The sequence below is a fragment of the Curtobacterium sp. Leaf183 genome, from assembly GCF_001424385.1.
Lineage (GTDB): Bacteria > Actinomycetota > Actinomycetes > Actinomycetales > Microbacteriaceae > Curtobacterium.
In genome coordinates this window covers 164,560-181,084 of sequence record NZ_LMPO01000008.1, presented here as the reverse complement: position 1 = coordinate 181,084, position 16,525 = coordinate 164,560, and the positions used below count along the sequence as shown (strand labels likewise).

The 16,525-nt window shown below is 71.0% G+C and carries 15 protein-coding genes and 2 tRNA genes; 10 read left to right on the top strand and 7 right to left on the bottom strand.

Annotated elements, in window-relative coordinates:
- The first annotated feature begins 19 nt into the window (after positions 1-19).
- The 4 genes from ASG04_RS07210 to ASG04_RS07195 all read left to right on the top strand — a co-directional run bounded on the left by ASG04_RS07210 (position 20) and on the right by ASG04_RS07195 (position 5,542).
- Positions 20-3,043 (top strand): alpha-mannosidase, encoded by a 3,024-nt coding sequence (locus ASG04_RS07210; RefSeq protein ID WP_056121928.1) that lies wholly within the window; start codon positions 20-22, stop codon positions 3,041-3,043.
- Between the two features lie 110 nt (positions 3,044-3,153).
- Entirely contained in the window at positions 3,154-4,137 is a 984-nt protein-coding gene (locus tag ASG04_RS07205; protein WP_056121926.1) for an endo-beta-N-acetylglucosaminidase H, read from the top strand.
- A gap of 234 nt (positions 4,138-4,371) precedes the next feature.
- Positions 4,372-5,250, top strand: a complete 879-nt coding sequence (locus ASG04_RS07200) for a phosphotransferase (protein WP_156463567.1) — start codon at positions 4,372-4,374, stop codon at positions 5,248-5,250.
- Between the two features lie 4 nt (positions 5,251-5,254).
- Complete coding sequence (locus tag ASG04_RS07195; protein ID WP_056121922.1) at positions 5,255-5,542, top strand: DUF1905 domain-containing protein; 288 nt, start codon at positions 5,255-5,257, stop codon at positions 5,540-5,542.
- Positions 5,543-5,545: 3 nt separating this feature from the next.
- Here the strand turns inward: ASG04_RS07195 and ASG04_RS07190 are convergent, their stop codons facing one another.
- The 5 genes from ASG04_RS07190 to ASG04_RS07170 all read right to left on the bottom strand — a co-directional run bounded on the left by ASG04_RS07190 (position 5,546) and on the right by ASG04_RS07170 (position 10,029).
- Positions 5,546-6,532 carry an SDR family NAD(P)-dependent oxidoreductase gene (locus ASG04_RS07190; protein WP_235515468.1) on the bottom strand — a complete coding sequence of 329 codons (987 nt, stop codon included), beginning with the start codon at positions 6,530-6,532 and terminating at the stop codon, positions 5,546-5,548.
- Positions 6,529-7,752 carry a UDP-N-acetylglucosamine--N-acetylmuramyl-(pentapeptide) pyrophosphoryl-undecaprenol N-acetylglucosamine transferase gene (locus tag ASG04_RS07185; protein WP_056121917.1) on the bottom strand — a complete coding sequence of 408 codons (1,224 nt, stop codon included), beginning with the start codon at positions 7,750-7,752 and terminating at the stop codon, positions 6,529-6,531. Before ASG04_RS07185 ends, ASG04_RS07190 begins: the two co-directional genes overlap by 4 nt.
- 39 nt (positions 7,753-7,791) lie before the next feature.
- A complete protein-coding gene (locus ASG04_RS07180; RefSeq protein WP_056121915.1) occupies positions 7,792-9,165 on the bottom strand; it encodes a sensor histidine kinase in 1,374 nt (457 codons plus the stop codon).
- Entirely contained in the window at positions 9,162-9,851 is a 690-nt protein-coding gene (locus tag ASG04_RS07175; protein WP_056121913.1) for a response regulator transcription factor, read from the bottom strand. Before ASG04_RS07175 ends, ASG04_RS07180 begins: the two co-directional genes overlap by 4 nt.
- 104 nt (positions 9,852-9,955) lie before the next feature.
- A tRNA-Gly gene (locus tag ASG04_RS07170) sits at positions 9,956-10,029 on the bottom strand.
- A gap of 52 nt (positions 10,030-10,081) precedes the next feature.
- Between ASG04_RS07170 and ASG04_RS07165 the strand changes: the two genes are divergently transcribed.
- The 5 genes from ASG04_RS07165 to ASG04_RS07145 all read left to right on the top strand — a co-directional run bounded on the left by ASG04_RS07165 (position 10,082) and on the right by ASG04_RS07145 (position 13,359).
- The gene (locus ASG04_RS07165; RefSeq protein WP_056121911.1) at positions 10,082-10,384 is read left to right on the top strand and encodes a hypothetical protein; all 303 of its coding nucleotides are present in this window, start codon (positions 10,082-10,084) and stop codon (positions 10,382-10,384) included.
- 57 nt (positions 10,385-10,441) lie between these two features.
- Positions 10,442-10,518: transfer RNA gene (locus ASG04_RS07160), tRNA-Pro, on the top strand.
- A gap of 35 nt (positions 10,519-10,553) precedes the next feature.
- Positions 10,554-11,864: a trigger factor gene (gene tig / locus ASG04_RS07155; RefSeq protein ID WP_056121910.1), complete on the top strand. Its 1,311-nt coding sequence runs from the start codon at positions 10,554-10,556 to the stop codon at positions 11,862-11,864.
- Between the two features lie 179 nt (positions 11,865-12,043).
- Positions 12,044-12,673, top strand: coding sequence for an ATP-dependent Clp protease proteolytic subunit (locus ASG04_RS07150; RefSeq protein ID WP_056121908.1), 630 nt, complete (start codon positions 12,044-12,046; stop codon positions 12,671-12,673).
- A gap of 26 nt (positions 12,674-12,699) precedes the next feature.
- Complete coding sequence (locus ASG04_RS07145; protein WP_056121906.1) at positions 12,700-13,359, top strand: ATP-dependent Clp protease proteolytic subunit; 660 nt, start codon at positions 12,700-12,702, stop codon at positions 13,357-13,359.
- A gap of 245 nt (positions 13,360-13,604) precedes the next feature.
- Here the strand turns inward: ASG04_RS07145 and ASG04_RS07140 are convergent, their stop codons facing one another.
- Positions 13,605-14,252, bottom strand: a complete 648-nt coding sequence (locus ASG04_RS07140) for a copper resistance protein CopC (RefSeq protein WP_056121904.1) — start codon at positions 14,250-14,252, stop codon at positions 13,605-13,607.
- Positions 14,249-14,998 carry a YcnI family protein gene (locus tag ASG04_RS07135; RefSeq protein WP_056121902.1) on the bottom strand — a complete coding sequence of 250 codons (750 nt, stop codon included), beginning with the start codon at positions 14,996-14,998 and terminating at the stop codon, positions 14,249-14,251. The genes ASG04_RS07140 and ASG04_RS07135 overlap by 4 nt, the downstream gene beginning before the upstream one ends.
- Positions 14,999-15,233: 235 nt before the next feature.
- On the opposite strand from ASG04_RS07135, the gene clpX reads away from it, so the two are divergent.
- A complete protein-coding gene (clpX, locus tag ASG04_RS07130) occupies positions 15,234-16,514 on the top strand; it encodes an ATP-dependent Clp protease ATP-binding subunit ClpX (RefSeq protein WP_056121900.1) in 1,281 nt (426 codons plus the stop codon).
- Positions 16,515-16,525: the final 11 nt, after the last annotated feature.

Here is a 16,525-nt window from a genome sequence, read left to right as displayed (position 1 = left end):
CCCAGCCCCGGAAGGCACCATGCACGACGACATCCCCCTGACCACCGGCCGCGCTCGACGGGTCCTCGACGAGCGGATCACCCCCGCGGTGCACGGCACGGCGACACCGCTCGGCGTGGCGTGGCACGAGCTCCCCGGCGAGCCGATCGCCCCCGCCGAGGGCCTCGCGCTGACGTTCGAGCCGTACGAGGTCGGCACGCCGTGGGGCGCCGCGTGGGGCACGACCTGGTTCCGGCTCTCCGGGACCGTCCCGGTCGCCTGGGCGGGCCGCCGCGTCGAGGCTGTCATCGATCTCGGCTTCGACAAGAACATGCCGGGGTTCCAGTGCGAGGGGCTCGTGTACCTGGCCGACGGCACCCCGGTGAAGTCGATCAACCCGCGCAACCAGTGGGTGCTCATCGCCGAACAGGCAGTCGGCGGCGAGACCGTCGAGTTCTTCGTCGAGGCCGCATCCAACCCGGTGCTGCTCGACTACCACCCGTTCCTCGTCACGCACGAGGGCGACATCCAGACCTCGTCGTCGAAGCGGCTCTACACCTCGCGGCGGATGGACCTCGCCGTGTTCGAGTCCGAGGTGCACGAGCTCGCCCTCGACATCGACGTGCTGCTCGAGCTGCAGGAGGAACTGCCCCAGGGGCCGCGCCGCATGCGCATCCTGCAGGCCCTCGACGACGCGCTCGACGCCCTCGACCTGCAGCACATCGCCGAAACCGCGCCCGACGCCCGGGCCGCGCTCGTCGACGTGCTCGCCGCACCCGCCGAGGCCTCGGCGCACCGGATCTCCGCCGTCGGTCACGCCCACATCGACTCCGCGTGGCTCTGGCCGGTGCGCGAGACGATCCGCAAGGTCGCGCGCACCACGTCGAGCATGACCGAGCTCATCGACCAGACCGACGACTTCGTGTACGGCATGTCCAGCGCGCAGCAGTACGCGTGGATCAAGGAGCACCGCCCCGAGGTCTACGCCAAGGTCAAGGACGCCGTCGCCGCCGGCCGGTTCCTGCCGCTCGGCGGGATGTGGGTCGAGTCGGACACCGTGATGCCGACTGGCGAGAGCATCGTCCGCCAGTTCTCGCAGGGCCAGCGGTTCTTCGAGCGCGAGTTCGGCATCCGGCCCAAGGGCGTGTGGCTGCCCGACAGCTTCGGGTACTCGCCGGCGCTCCCGCAGCTCATGCGTCGCGCCGGCTTCGAGTGGTTCTTCACGCAGAAGATCTCGTGGAACCAGGTGAACAAGTTCCCGCACCACACGTTCCTGTGGGAGGGCATCGACGGGTCGCGGGTGTTCTCGCACTTCCCGTCGATGGACACCTACAACTCGCGGCTCTCCGGGTCCGAAGTCGCCAAGGCCTCGCGCCAGTTCCGTGAGAACCGTCTGGCGTCCGGGTCGATCGCCCCGGTCGGCTGGGGCGACGGAGGCGGTGGCACCACGCGCGAGATGACCGGCACCGCAGCACGGCTCGCTGACCTCGAGGGCAGCGCGCGCGTGACGTGGGAGCACCCGGACACGTTCTTCGACCGGGCCCGGTCCGAGCTGGAGAACCCGCCCGTGTGGGTCGGCGAGCTCTACCTCGAGCTGCACCGCGCGACCCTGACCAGCCAGCACCAGACCAAGCAGGGCAACCGCCGCAGCGAGCACCTGCTCGTCGAGGCCGAGCTCTGGGCAGCCACGGCCGCCGCCCGCACCGACTTCGTGTACCCGTACGACGAGCTCGACGCGCTGTGGCAGCAGGTCCTGCTGCAGCAGTTCCACGACATCCTGCCGGGCACCTCGATCGCCTGGGTGCACCGCGAAGCGGTGGCGAAGTACGCCGAGGTCGCGGACCGCCTGGAGGCCCTCATCGCCGCCGCCCTGTCGGCACTCGCCGGTCACGGGGACCGGACCGTCGTGGTGAACCCGGCCCCGGCCCTCCAGTCCGGCGCCCCCGCGCTGGGCGCGACGCTCGCGACCGACGTCGCGGACGCGACCCCGGTCGCGCTCGCCGACGCGGACGGCGGGTTCGTGCTGACCAACGACCTCGTGCGCATCGTCATCGACGGCCGCGGACTCGTCACCAGCGCGGTCGACCTGAGCACCGGGCGCGACGCGATCGCCCCCGGCCAGGTCGCCAACCTGCTGCAGCTGCACCAGGACTTCCCGAACATGTGGGACGCGTGGGACGTCGACCGGTACTACCGCAACCGGGTCGAGGACCTGGTCGACGTCACCAGCCTGACGGGTTCCGTCGACCCGGACGGCACGGCGCGGGTCGTCGTGTCGCGGGCGTTCGGGGCATCGACGCTCGAGCAGCAGATCACCCTCGCGCCCGGCTCCCGGACGCTCGAGTTCGCGCAGACGACCGACTGGCACGAGACCGAGAAGTTCCTCAAGGTGGCGTTCCCCCTCGACGTCCGCGCCGAGCACACGCTCGCCGAGACGCAGTTCGGCGCGCAGAAGCGGGTGACCCACACGAACACCTCGTGGGAGGCCGCGAAGTTCGAGACCTCGATGCACCGCTACGTCCTGGCCGAGGAGCCGGGCTTCGGCGTCGCGCTCGTGAACGACTCGATCCACGGCTTCGACGTCACGCGCGATGCCGTCGACGGCCACGTCACGACGACCGTCCGGCTGTCACTGCTGCGCGCACCGCGGTTCCCGGACCCGGAGACCGACCAGGGCTCGCAGACGCACCGGTACGGCATGGTGATCGGCACGGACGTCGTCGGTGCCACGACCGCGGGCATCCTGATGAACACCGCGTCGCGCACGGTCACGGGCGATGCGGCGTTCGCACCGCTCGTGCAGGCCTCCGGCGACGTGGTCGTGTCGAGCGTGAAGCTCGCCGACGACCGTTCCGGCGACCTGGTCGTCCGCGTCTACGAGCCCGCCGGACGCCGGGGGACCGGTGGCCTGGCGGTCGACGGGTCCTTCGGTGAGCCGATCGAGGTGACCCTGCTCGAGGAGCCGGACGCCGCGCTGCCCGGTGTCGCCGCCGTCACCCACGGGGTCGCCGCGTTCGCCGTGGACGCCTTCGAGGTCCGCACCTTCCGCTTCCCGCGGAGCTGAGACGCCCGCCGCCGGGACCTCGGGTGTCCCGGCGGCGGGTCCCGGACGACGGTCGTCGTCCGGTCCGGGCGGCAACCGCCGTCCGGTTCCGTCACTCGACGAGGAGTGTCATGAAGAAGTCCATGAAGATCGGGATCGTCGCGGCGATCGTCGCGATGGTCGCCGTACCGCTGGTGCCGTCGGCCGCGTCCGCGGCGCCGGCCGGGGCATCGTCCGCAGGGGTGTCGTCCGCCGGGAAGTCCCCGGGGAAGGGGCACGGCCACGGGCACGGCCACCCGGGGCACCCGCATGTGCGGGCGACGAAGTCCGGGCCGACGAGCATCGCCTACGTCGAGGTCAACAACGACCAGCTGTCGAACGTCGGCCGGTACACGTTGGCGAACGGCGCGAACGCGTTCGACGTGGCGATCATCTTCGCCGCGAACATCAACTGGGACGGCTCGAAGGCGGTCCTGTCGAACAACGAGAACGTCCAGGCGACGCTCGACGCCGCGGCGACGCAGATCCGGCCGCTGCAGGCGAAGGGCATCAAGGTGTCGCTGTCGGTCCTCGGCAACCACCAGGGCGCCGGCATCGCGAACTTCACCTCGCAGGCCGCCGCCGCCGACTTCGCGTCCCAGGTCGCGGCGACGGTGGGCAAGTACGGGTTGGACGGCGTCGACCTCGACGACGAGTACTCCGACTACGGCACGAACGGCACCGCGCAGCCGAACGACCAGTCGATCGGGTGGCTGGTCAGCGCGCTGCGGGCGGACATGCCCGGCAAGCTCATCTCGTTCTACGACATCGGCCCGGCGTCCTCGTCGCTGTCGCAGTCGAGCGCGGCCGTCGGGTCGAAGCTGGACTACGCCTGGAACCCGTACTACGGCACGTACTCGGCGCCGTCGACCCCGGGGCTGCCGAAGTCGAAGCTGTCCGCTGCGGCCGTGGACATCCAGAACACCCCGCAGGCCACCGCCGTGTCGCTCGCGCAGCGGACGAAGTCGGACGGGTACGGCGTCTTCATGACGTACAACCTGCCCGACGGTGACGTCTCGCCGTACGTGTCCTCGTTCACCAAGGTGCTGTACGGGCAGTCCGCCGTCTACCGGTAGCGCGGCTGCGTGCGGGGCGGCTGCGTGTCGCGCGGTCGGTCGTGCTCGCGCCGCTCCGGGTGATGCTCACGCCGCTCCGTGCGGTGCGCGGTTGATGGCCCCGTGCGAGGTTGTTTCCTCGCGCGGGGCGATCAACCTCGCACGTGGCAGCAACCTCGCACGGTGCGGCCCGCGCACGGGGCGATCAACCTCGCACGTGGCAGCAACCTCGCACGGTGCGGGTACGGTGCTCGTGTGGACGACGACTCGGTTGACGCGGTGGTCTGGGCCCGGGAGGTCCTCGCCGAGCAGGGGACCGACGTCCTCGGCGTCGAGCAGATCCGGCAGCGCGCGTGGAGCACCGTCTGGCGCGTCACGACCAGTGACGGCGACCACTATCTGAAGACCGCGCCCGACGGGGTCGCTGCCGAACCCGCGGTCCTCCGGATCCTGGCGCTCCGCGGGGTCCCGCACGTGCAGCACCCCGTCGCGGTGCAGGGCAACCACGTCCTGCTGCCCGACGGCGGCCCGATCGTCCGGCTGTCCGACGCAGTGTCGCGCGACGCGGCCTGGCTCGACGTGATGCGCCACTACGCCGAGGTGCAGTGGGCCACCGAGCCCGCCGCGGCCGACGACCTGGTCTGTGCCGGGGTGCCCGACGTGCGCCTCGGGGTGCTGCCCGACGTCGCAACGGCGCTGGTGGACCGGTGGGCGCCCGAGGTCAGTGCGGCGCTGCCGATGCTCGGGGATGCCGCCGCCGAACTCGACGAGCTGCTGCCGATGGCGACCGTCGAGCACGGCGACCTGCACACGGGGAACGCCTTCGCGCGGGAAGCCGTGCCGTTCGACTGGGGCGATGCGTGCGTCTCGCATCCGTTCTGCAGCCTGCTCGTCGCCGGTCGTGAGGACGTGCCCGGCGCGGTCGACGCGTACCTGGAGACCTTCTTCGACGAACCGGGCGTCGGTGACGACCCGGACGTGCAGCACCTGGTCGGGCTCGCTACCACCCTCGGTGTCGTCCCGCGGGTCCTGAGCTGGCAGCGGGCCATCGATGCGTCCGGCGACGCGATGCCGACCGACTACCGGACAGCGCCGCGCGACTGGCTGTTGACCCTCGTCGATCAGGGGCGCTGAGGACGTGGAGCTGACCTTCCGCACGAGCGTGATCGAGTGGCGCGGACCCGCGCCGTTCTTCTTCGCGCCGGTGGCCGACGACGTCGCCGACCTGATCGCCGAGCTCGCCCCGTCGCTGACCTACGGCTGGGGTGTCATCCCCGTCGGGGTGCGGATCGGTCGGACCCGTTGGACGACGTCGCTGTTCCCGAAGGACGGCGGGTACCTCGTGCCGCTCCGTGCCGCCGAGCGGCGGGTCGAGGGGGTCGGCCTGGGCGACGAGGTCGAGGTGACCCTGACGCTCGACGCCTGAGCGTCACACCTGGTACCGGCGCGAGGCCGGTCGGTCGCGCAGCCACGCCCACGTGCGCGCCAGCCCGTCCTCGAGGGTGACCTGCGGCGCCCACCCGGTCAGGGACCGCACGAGGCTGTTGTCGGACAGCAGCCGGTCCACCTCGCTGGCCTCCGGGCGGAGCCGGGCGTCGTCGACGACCACGCGCGCCGGCCGCCCGCTCACCGCGACGAGCATCTCGGCGAGCGCACCGATGGAGACCTCGGAGCCGGTGCCGAGGTTGCACGTCCGCCCGATGGCAGCGTCGGAGGCGCCGATGGCCAGGAAGCCCTCGACTGTGTCGGTCACGTACGTGAAGTCGCGCGTCGGTGTCGTCGAGCCCAGGCGGATGACGTCCGACCCGGCCGCGAGCTGCTCGAGCACGGCGGGGATCACCGCGCGGGCGCTCTGGCGCGGGCCGTAGGTGTTGAACGGGCGGCACACGGCGACGGGCGTGCCGAACGCCGCGTGGTACGACAGCACCATCGCGTCCGCCGCGATCTTCGACGCCGAGTACGGCGACTGCGGCTGCGCCGGGTGCGACTCGTCCATCGGGACGCTCAGGGCGCTGCCGTACGTCTCCGAGGTCGAGGTGTGCACCATCCGCGCACCGTGCCGCCGGCATGCTGCAACGACGTTGTGCGAGCCGACGACGTTCGTCTGCACGTACGACTCGGGTGCTACGTACGAGTACGGGATGCCGATCAGCGCGGCCAGGTGGAACACGGTGTCGGTGCCGGCGACGGCCTGGTCGACCAGGAACGGGTCGCGGACGTCGCCCGCGAGCACCTCGACGCGTGGGTCGTCGAGGTACGGCGCGAGGTTGCCGGCCTCGCCGTACGGCTTGTAGTGGCACAGGGCACGGACCCGCGCGCCCCGGTCGACGAGGGCGTCGACGAGCGCGGACCCGATGAAGCCCTCGGCTCCGGTGACGAGGACGCGGCGGCCCTCCCAGTGGTCGTCGTGCATCATGCGGTCCTTCCGTTGTTGGTGGTGGTGGTGCTTCGTGCGAGTTCGATCGCCCAGCTGGCGACGGCGTCCGCCGCCGCGGCGTGCGGGGTCGCGGTGGCCCATCCGAGGTGCGGACGCGGACGGCCGGACGGGAGGCCCGGCTCGGCTCCGCTGCGCGCGGCCAGTTCCGAGACGGCCGCGTCCAGGGCGCGGGCGTCCAGCTGGTCGTCCGGCAGCACCACGACGGGGGCCCCCGACGCGGCCAGCGCCCGGGCGTTCGCGGTCTGGTGGTCGTCGGTGGCGCCGGGGAACGGGACCAGGACGGCGGGCACGCGCAGGTGTTCGACCTCGGCGACGGTGCAGGCCCCGGCGCGGGTGACGACGACGTCGGCGGCCGCGTACGCCGAGGCCATGTCCTCGATGTGGGACACGACGGTGACGACGCGGTCGGCGCTGCGCTCACGGAGGCGGCGTCGGACGTCGTCGGCGTGGGCGCCGCTGGCCTTGAGCAGGACCCGCACCGGACGCTCCTGCCAGCTGGTCGCCCCGAGCTCGACGACGACGCGGTCGATCGAGACCGCGCCGAGGCTGCCGCCCGAAACGACCACGAACCGCTCGTGCGGTTCGATGCCGAAGGCCCGTCGCGCAGCGTCGCGCATCGCTGCACGGTCGCACGACGCCAGCGCGGCGGAGATCGGGATGCCGACACGGCGGACGTCGGAGCACCCGGCGAAGGTGCCGTCGGTCGGGTCGAACGCGGTGGCGACCCGCCCGGCGAGCCGTGCGGCCAGGACGTTGGCCAACCCGGGGGTGGCGTTCGACTCGTGGACCAGGACCGGCAGGCGCAGGGTCCACGCCGCGACGACGGCGGGGACACTGGGGTAGCCGCCGACGCCGATCACCACGTCCGCCCGCAGCTGTCGCAGCTGGCGCCGCGCGCGGAGCACGCAGCGCACGAACCGGGCCGGGAACCCGAGCGCCGAGCCGGTCAGCCGGCGTGGGACGGGACGCATCGGAGTGGTGTCGAGCCGGTACCCGGCGGCGGGGACGAGCCGGGCCTCCAGGCGGTCGGGGGTCCCGGAGAAGGTGACGACCGCGCCGGGCGCGAGTCGTTCGACGGCGGCGGCCACGGCGAGCCCGGGGTAGATGTGCCCACCGGTGCCGCCGGCCGCGACGACGACGCGGAGCGGTCGTGCCCCGTCGGCGGTCCGTGGGTTCGTGTTCGAGTGCAGCATGACCATGCCGACAGGGTCGGACGGGGACGTGACGCGAACATGAGGTCAGTCGGCCGTCGGGCCTCCGGCGCTGCGCAGCGTGATCCGGATCGTCGTGCCGGTGCCCGACGGCCCCGCGTGCGCGGAGACGGACCCGCCCGACGCCGCGCAGATCTGCGCGGCGATCGCCAGGCCGAGTCCCGAGCCGTGCCGGCCCCGGGCAGACGCTGCCCGGTGGAAGCGGTCGAAGACGCGCTGCCGGTCCTCGGGCGGGATGCCGATGCCGCCGTCGGTCACCTCGATCGACGTGGTGTCCGCCGTGACGCGGACCCGGACGTCGACCGGGGTGCCCTCGCCGTACTTCCCGGCGTTGTCCAGGACGACGTCGAGGAGCCGACGGAGCCGCCCCGACGCGATCACGACGGGCGCTCTGGCGACGGGTGCCGCTTCGTCGGCTGCGTGCACCGTGACGGAGACGTCCCAGCGGCGGGCGGTGGTGTCCGCGACCTCGTGCAGGGCCGTGACGAGGTCCTCGGAGTCGAGGAAGCCTGCGTCGTGCCGGTCACCCCGCGCCAGCTCGGACAGGTCGTCGACGGTCAGCTGCATCGCGCGGAGCTCCTCGGACACGGCCCGGCGGAGCGCCGTTTGCGTGCCCGGGTCGAGCGCACGGTCGCCGCCGAGCAGCTGCAGGTTCGTCCGGAGCGTCGTGAGCGGCGTGCGGAGCTCGTGCGAGGCGTCCGCGACGAAGTCCCGCTGCCGGTCGCTCGCTGCCGCCAGCCGCGCGAGCATGTCGTCGAAGGCATCGGCGAGGCGTCCGAGCTCGTCGTTGCGGTGCACCTCGACCCGGGCGTGCGGGTCGGCAGTGTCACGGACCCGGCGCACCGCGGCGTCGAGCGACTGGATCGGGCGCAACCCCACGGCCGCCACCACGTACCCGAGGACCGCCGCCAGCACGATGGACAGCGCACCGGCACCTGCCAGGGCGATCCACGTGCGCCGGACCGCGACCTCGGTCTGGGCGAGGGGGAGCCCGACCATCACGGCCTCACCGTCGCGGACGGGCACCACCAGGACCCGGACACCGTCCTGCGTCGACCGTGCACTCGCGCGCTCGCCGGTCGCCACCCGGTGCGCCGCCGCCGTGAGCACGAGCGGACCCCGCCCGGACCCCACGGCGTCGTCCCGGGTGACCTCGCGCGCGCACGCCGGTTCGACCACGTACCGGCACTCGCTCGCCGCGTCGCCCGTGTAGCCGGCGTCCGTCTGCAGGAGCCGCTGCACCCGGGTGGCCTCGCGCTGCAGCGCGGTGTCGAGCGCACCGTGCAGCTGCGTGGTGACCACGAACCCGGTGAGCACCGCGACGAGCAGCCCGGCCAGCGCGACCGCCCCGGCGACGAGCGCTGCGAGTCGTCGACGCAGCGACCCGGTCCGGGTCCTCACGGTTCGAGCCGGTAGCCGAGGCCCCGCACGGCCTTGATGGCGGGGTTGCCGGTGGCGGCGACGAGCTTGCGGCGGACCGCGCTGACCAGGACGTCGAGCGCGTTGGACGCCGGGGGAGCGGCGCCGTCCCACACGGCGTCCACGAGCTCGTCGCGCGTCCGTGTCCGCGTCGGATCGCGGAACAGGAGCTCGGCGACGACGGACTCGGACCGGGTGAGGTCGACCGGGCCGCTCGCGGTGTGCAGGACGCGCTGGGCGGCGTCGAGCGTCACGCCCGCCCAGGTCGGCCGGTCGTCGATCGACGTGCGGGTGCCGCCACCCCGCCGGACCAGTGCGCGGACACGGGCGCGGAGCTCGTCGACGTCGAACGGCTTGCCGAGGTAGTCATCGGCACCCGCGTCGAGCCCGTCGACGCGTTCGTCCGGGCGGTGGTGGGCGGTGAGCATCATCACCGGGACCGCGTCGCCCGCCGCACGGAGGGCCCGGCAGACGCCGAGTCCGTCGAGGAACGGCATCGCCAGGTCGAGGACGACGGCGTCGGGGTCGTGCCCGACGACCGCGGTCAGTGCCTGGCGGCCGTCGGGCGCGGTGACGACCCGGTGTCCGTCGGTCTCGAGCGCCACCCGGATGCCGAGCAGGACGTTCGTGTCGTCGTCCACCACGAGGACGGTCGTTCGCTGCGCCATGCGGGACATGCTGACATGTCGCCGGTCAGCGTTGGCTGGAGAGGACGGCGCTGTGGAGAGGAGGGCCCTGTGGAGAGAAGAGCCCTGTCAAGGGAAGAGCCCTGTGGAGGGGATGACGGGAATCGAACCCGCGTAGCCAGTTTGGAAGACTGGGGCTCTACCATTGAGCTACATCCCCGCGCACGTGCACGAAGCACAGCGGGACAACCATACCGGACGAACCGCACTCGATGATCCTGCCCCCACCGGACGCGTCCGCCCAGCGCACCATCCGGCGCTCGCGCATCGTGTCGTACGTGCTGGTCCTCCTCGCCGCCGTGGTGCTCTCGCTCCGTCCCGATCTGTTCGGCGACCCGCAGACCCAGCCGGTGCACGCACTCCTGCACGTGTGGCGGATCGTCCTCGGGCTCGTGCTCGCCGTCGCCGCGCTCGCCGTGCAGGTGGCGGTCGGGGTCCGGTGGCGCCAGCGCCTGCGGCAGCAGTTGCCCACAGCTGAGGAGCCACCCGGGAACGGGACACCGTCGGACCGCTAGACTCATCGGCGTCGCATGCGCCCTACCGGTGTTCGCGAGCACCCTGGCCCAGTCAAACGGGGCGTAGCTCAGCTTGGTAGAGCGCCCGCTTTGGGAGCGGGAGGTCGCAGGTTCGAATCCTGTCGCCCCGACCAGGACACATCACCGACAACCATCAGGAGAACCCCCCTTGGCCAACAGCACCGTCGACAAGGTGAGCGAGACCCGCGTCAAGCTCACGGTGAACGTGACGCCGGAAGATCTCAAGCCGAGCATCGACCACGCGTACAAGCACATCGCCGAGCAGATCAACATCCCCGGCTTCCGCAAGGGCAAGGTCCCGCCGGCGATCGTCGACCAGCGTGTCGGCCGCGGCGAGGTCCTGAACCACGCCGTCGGCGACGCGATCGACACCTTCTACCGCCAGGCGGTCGACGAGCAGGAACTGCGCATCCTCGGTCGTGCCGAGGCCGACGTCTCCGAGCTCCCGAACGTCAACGACTTCACCGGCGACCTCGTCCTCACCTTCGAGGTGGACGTCCGTCCCGAGTTCGACCTGCCCGACTACAGCTCCTACGAGCTGACGGTCGACGCGGTCGAGGTCTCCGACGACGAGATCGAGGAAGAGCTGCAGAACCTCCGCACGCGCTTCGGCACGCTCGTCACGGTCGACCGTCCGGCGACCAAGGGCGACTTCGCCCAGATCGACCTGACCGCCACCATCGGCGACGACGAGGTCGACTCGGCCACCGGCGTCTCCTACGAGCTCGGCTCGGGCGACCTGCTCGAGGGCATCGACGAGGCGCTCGAGTCCCTGACCGCGGGCGAGTCCACCACCTTCGAGTCGAAGCTCGTCGGCGGCGACCGCGAGGGCGAGACCGCCCAGATCGCCGTGACCGTCACCGCCGTCAAGGAGCGCGAGCTCCCCGAGGCCGACGACGAGTTCGCCCAGATCGCCAGCCAGTTCGACACCATCGACGAGCTCAAGGGCGACCTCAAGGAGCAGATCGCGAAGTCCAAGACCTTCGGTCAGGGTTCCGCGGCGCGCGACGCCCTCGTCGAGAAGCTGCTCGAGGACGTCAACATCCCGATCTCCGAGAAGCTGATCGAGGACGAGGTCCACCGTCACCTCGAGCAGGAGAACCGGCTCGAGGACGACGAGCACCGCAAGGAAGTGGCCGAGTCCAGCGAGACCGCGTTCCGCTCGCAGATCCTGCTCGACTCCATCGCCGAGAAGGAGTCGATCCAGGTCTCGCAGGAAGAGCTCACGCAGTACCTGATCCAGGCCGCCGCGCAGTACGGCATGGAGCCCGGCGAGTTCATCAAGGTGATCGACCAGAACGGCCAGATCCCCGGCATGGTCGGCGAAGTCGCCCGTTCCAAGGCCGTCGCCACGGTCCTCAGCAAGGTGACCGTCAAGGACAGCAACGGCGGCGACGTCGACCTGTCCGCGTTCACCGCGGGTGTCGCACAGGAGCCGGCCACGGCCGACGCCGAGTAGTCCGGCAGTCGACGCGACCGCGTCACGAACAGGAGGCACGGTGCCAGCTGGCACCGTGCCTCCTGTCTGTTCGTGGCCGGGTTTCCGGCCGCCCGCATTGCCGACAGCGAACAGGCGCGAAGTGGTGCGTTGCAACCGATAAGTTCGACATCAAGCGACAACTGAACGGGAGCTTTTCCATGGCCGAAGCAACACTGAACCCCAGTGTTTTTGACCGCCTTCTGAGAGACCGGATCGTGTGGCTCGGCTCCGAGGTCCGCGACGACAACTCGAACGAGATCGCAGCCAAGCTGCTGCTGCTCGCCGCCGAGGACCCTGAGAAGGACATCTACCTCTACATCAACTCGCCCGGTGGTTCGATCACCGCGGGCATGGCGATCTACGACACGATGCAGTTCGTGCCGAACGACATCGTCACCGTGGGCATCGGCCTCGCCGCCTCGATGGGGCAGTTTCTGCTCTCGTCGGGCACGCCCGGCAAGCGCTACATCACCCCGAACGCCCGTGTGCTCCTGCACCAGCCGTCCGGTGGCTTCGGCGGCACCGCCGCGGACATCCAGACGCAGGCGAAGGTCATCCTCGACATGAAGCAGCGCATGGCCGAGCTGACCGCCGAGCAGACCGGCAAGTCCATCGAGCAGGTCCTCCTGGACAACGACCGCGACAACTGGTTCTCGGCGCAGGAAGCGCTGGACTACGGGTTCGTCGACCACCTGCGCGCATCCGCGTCCGAGGTCGTGGGCGGTGGTGGCACGGTCGCCGACGGCGAGACGCCCACCGCGGCAGCCGACCCCGACGCCCAGTCCTGACCCCCACCGAAGAAAAGGAAACGAGAATGCATCTCCCCATGCTCGGTGGCGCGCAGAACGTCCCGGCTCCCTCCGATCGGTACATCCTCCCGAGCTTCGAAGAGCGCACGGCCTACGGCTACAAGCGGCAGGACCCGTACGCGAAGCTGTTTGAGGACCGCATCGTGTTCCTCGGCGTCCAGGTCGACGACGCGTCGGCTGACGACGTCATGGCCCAGCTGCTCGTGCTCGAGTCGATGGACCCCGACCGCGACATCGTGATGTACATCAACTCGCCCGGTGGCTCGTTCACCGCGATGACGGCGATCTACGACACGATGCAGTACATCCGTCCGCAGATCCAGACGGTCTGCCTCGGGCAGGCCGCCTCGGCCGCGTCGGTGCTGCTCGCCGGTGGAACGCCCGGCAAGCGTCTGGCGCTGCCGAACGCCCGCGTGCTCATCCACCAGCCTGCGGTCCAGCAGGGTGGCGGTCAGGCGTCCGACATCGAGATCCAGGCGGCGGAGATCCTCCGCATGCGCACCTGGCTCGAGGAGACGCTGTCGAAGCACTCCAACAAGACCGCCGAACAGGTCAACCACGACATCGAGCGCGACAAGATCATGTCCGCGGCCGAAGCCGTCGAGTACGGCCTGATCGACCAGGTGCTGACGAGCCGGAAGAACCTCCCCGCGCTCGCCCGCTAGCAGCAACGACGAAGGGCCCCGCACCGACCGGTGCGGGGCCCTTCGTCGTGCGTCGCGATCGTCCTGGGGGCTGCTCGTGCCGCCAGCCCACCGAGGTTCCCCAATTACGGCATCTCGAGCTCGGTCACGGTTGGCTTGTCGCACCTCGCGGAACCTGAGCGGCAAGTCGTGGAACCTCGGCGAGGTGACCAGGGACAGCCCGGGCCGGCCGGGTGGCCGGCTGGCCGGCTGGCCGGCGGGCCGCGTCAGTCCTCGGTGTCGTCGGGGTCCGCCGCGGGCGCGGGGCGGCGCCGGACCAGCAGCAGCACGGCGACGACCGCGGCGACGAGCACGAGTCCACCGGCGCCGATGAACAGCGCGTCGGACGCCGAGGAGTCCCCGCTGCCCGACGCGGTCCCGGTCGTGGTGTCCGACGACGACCCCGCAGACGCGCAGGCCGGCGGCTTCGCCGAGCCTGCCGCGGGGGTGAACCCGGTCGGGGCCTTCCACGTGAAGGCGTACTCGTCCGAGACGGTGTGCCCGTCCGCGGAGACGATCTGCCACTCGACCTGGTACTTCCCCGATGCGCCGAGTGAGGCCGTCGTGGTCATCGAGGGGCCGTCGATCGCGACGCAGCCGTCCTCGTGGTAGCGGCCGTCCGGGCCGACGACGCGGAACGCGAACCCCGAGCCGGTCCCGCCGATGTCGAGCAGCTTGTCGTTCGTGGTGATCTCGAACGCCTTCGGCAGGGACGTCAGGGTGCCGTCGACCGCGGGCGTCGACGCGATCAGGTAGTTGTGCGCGTTCGCCGGACCGGCGAGCCCGAAGACCGCTCCACCGACGGCCAGGAGGACCGTGGCGGCGCCCGCCAGGAGCCTGCTGGCCGGCGCGCGCCGGGTCGACGACCGCGTCACTTGGTGCTGCGGCGTCTGGTGGCGGCGACCGCCACGACCAGTCCGGCTGCGCCGAGCACCAGACCGCCGAGGCCGAGGAACCGGCCGACCAGGTCGGGCTCGGAGGCCGAGGCGCCGGTCGTCGAGGACGAGGCAGCGGCCGCCGTGGGCGCGTCGTCGTCGGTGGCGGCAGCCGCGTCGTCGTCACCGTCGGTGCTGGCCGAGGCTGCCGTCAGCGTGATCGAGGGCGCCGGGTGCTCGGGCTCCGCCTGACCGGCCTTCTGCGCCTGGTCCCACTCGGTCGAGCCCTGCTCGCAGGTCTGGGTGACGGGCAGCGAGACGACGTCGCCCGCCTTGCCGTCCGGCAATGAGAACGACAGCGAGAACGTGTCGCGCTCGTCGGCGGGGAGCGGGGTCTTCGCCGTGTACGTGACGCTGATGACCCGTTCGCCGGCGTCCGCGGTGGACTCGTCGTCCGAGGCGGCGGACGCGCTCGTGTAGGGCTCGGTCGTCTTCGTGATGTCCCAGTTCGGGTTCACCGTCGGTGTGACCTCGATCACCGAGGACGGCACGTGGAACTGCAGCTTGGTCGTGGGGGAGCCGTCGCAGCCGTGCGGGACCGAGAACGTGGCCGTCGTGTAGGAGTTCGCAGCGGTGCTGGTGCTCGTCGCCTCGACGTGGGCACTGGCGGAGGCGGCGGTGCCGAGGACGATGGCTGCGGCGACCGCGACGGTCGCTGCGCTGCCGACGGCGAGGCGCTTCTGCATGGGGTGGATCCTCTCACGGTGGGACTGGGCACGTACCGGTGGTGGACGGGCGCGCTGCTCTACAACTTGTAGAACTCGTGGTCACAACGTAGCAGGGCGCAACGCCCAGGGCGAACGCGCCCGTGGAAACGCGCTCGGCGTCGCCGTGACTGTCGTCGGATGCGGTTAGGCTCGGATCCACGACGACCTCGTGCACCGGCGCATCGGTGCACGTCGACCAGGGAAGGCTGCGAGCATGGCACGCATCGGAGAGAGCGCAGACCTCCTCAAGTGCTCCTTCTGTGGCAAGAGCCAGAAGCAGGTACAGCAGCTGATCGCCGGTCCCGGCGTCTACATCTGTGACGAGTGCGTCGAGCTCTGCAACGAGATCATCGAAGAGCGCCTGGCCGAAGCCAGCGACGAGTCCGGCAGCGGCGAGTTCGAGCTCCCGAAGCCGCGTGAGATCTTCGACTTCCTGCAGGAGTACGTCATCGGGCAGGACCCGGCCAAGCGGGCCCTGGCGGTCGCCGTCTACAACCACTACAAGCGCATCCGCGCCCAGGGCACGATCACCGCGGCCGAAGACCGCGACGACGTCGAGATCGCCAAGAGCAACATCCTGCTCATCGGTCCGACGGGCTGCGGCAAGACCTACCTGGCGCAGACCCTGGCCAAGCGCCTCAACGTGCCGTTCGCGGTCGCCGACGCCACGGCCCTGACCGAGGCGGGCTACGTCGGCGAAGACGTCGAGAACATCCTGCTGAAGCTGATCCAGGCCGCCGACTACGACGTCAAGCGCGCCGAAACCGGCATCATCTACATCGACGAGGTCGACAAGATCGCGCGCAAGGCCGAGAACCCCTCGATCACGCGCGACGTCTCGGGCGAGGGCGTGCAGCAGGCGCTGCTCAAGATCCTCGAGGGCACGGTCGCCTCCGTCCCGCCGCAGGGCGGACGCAAGCACCCGCACCAGGAGTTCATCCAGATCGACACGACGAACGTCCTGTTCATCGTGGCCGGGGCCTTCGCCGGCCTCGAGGAGATCGTGTCCTCGCGCGTCGGCAAGCGTGGCATCGGCTTCGGCGCGCAGCTGCACAGCTCGCTCGACCACCAGGACCTGTACGCCGAGGTCCTGCCCGAGGACCTCCACAAGTTCGGGCTCATCCCCGAGTTCATCGGTCGCCTGCCCGTCGTCACGACCGTGTCGCAGCTCGACCAGGCAGCGCTCATGGAGATCCTGACCAAGCCGAAGAACGCCCTGGTCCGTCAGTACCAGCGCATGTTCCAGATCGACGGCGTCGAGCTCGACTTCGACCAGGGGGCGCTCGAGGCGATCGCCGATCTCGCGGTGCTGCGTCAGACCGGGGCACGCGGACTCCGCGCGATCATGGAAGAAGTGCTCGGCCCGATCATGTTCGACGTGCCCTCGGACGACGACGTCGCCCGCGTGGTGGTCACCCGTGCATCGGTCCTCGAGAACGCTGCGCCGACGATCGTCCCGCGTCAGCAGGCCAAGCGCATCGAGAAGTCGGCGTAGCCTAGGTAGCT

Excerpts from the sequence above, each read along its gene's own strand:
- ASG04_RS07150 (WP_056121908.1), top strand. The coding sequence starts at position 12,044 with ATGGCCGAAGCAACACTGAACCCCAGTGTTTTTGACCGCCTTCTGAGA.
- ASG04_RS07205 (WP_056121926.1), top strand. The coding sequence starts at position 3,154 with ATGAAGAAGTCCATGAAGATCGGGATCGTCGCGGCGATCGTCGCGATG.
- ASG04_RS07210 (WP_056121928.1), top strand. The coding sequence starts at position 20 with ATGCACGACGACATCCCCCTGACCACCGGCCGCGCTCGACGGGTCCTC.
- ASG04_RS07190 (WP_235515468.1), bottom strand. The coding sequence starts at position 6,532 with ATGATGCACGACGACCACTGGGAGGGCCGCCGCGTCCTCGTCACCGGA.
- ASG04_RS07145 (WP_056121906.1), top strand. The coding sequence starts at position 12,700 with ATGCATCTCCCCATGCTCGGTGGCGCGCAGAACGTCCCGGCTCCCTCC.
- ASG04_RS07165 (WP_056121911.1), top strand. The coding sequence starts at position 10,082 with ATGATCCTGCCCCCACCGGACGCGTCCGCCCAGCGCACCATCCGGCGC.
- ASG04_RS07175 (WP_056121913.1), bottom strand. The coding sequence starts at position 9,851 with ATGGCGCAGCGAACGACCGTCCTCGTGGTGGACGACGACACGAACGTC.
- clpX (WP_056121900.1), top strand. The coding sequence starts at position 15,234 with ATGGCACGCATCGGAGAGAGCGCAGACCTCCTCAAGTGCTCCTTCTGT.
- ASG04_RS07185 (WP_056121917.1), bottom strand. The coding sequence starts at position 7,752 with ATGGTCATGCTGCACTCGAACACGAACCCACGGACCGCCGACGGGGCA.
- ASG04_RS07135 (WP_056121902.1), bottom strand. The coding sequence starts at position 14,998 with ATGCAGAAGCGCCTCGCCGTCGGCAGCGCAGCGACCGTCGCGGTCGCC.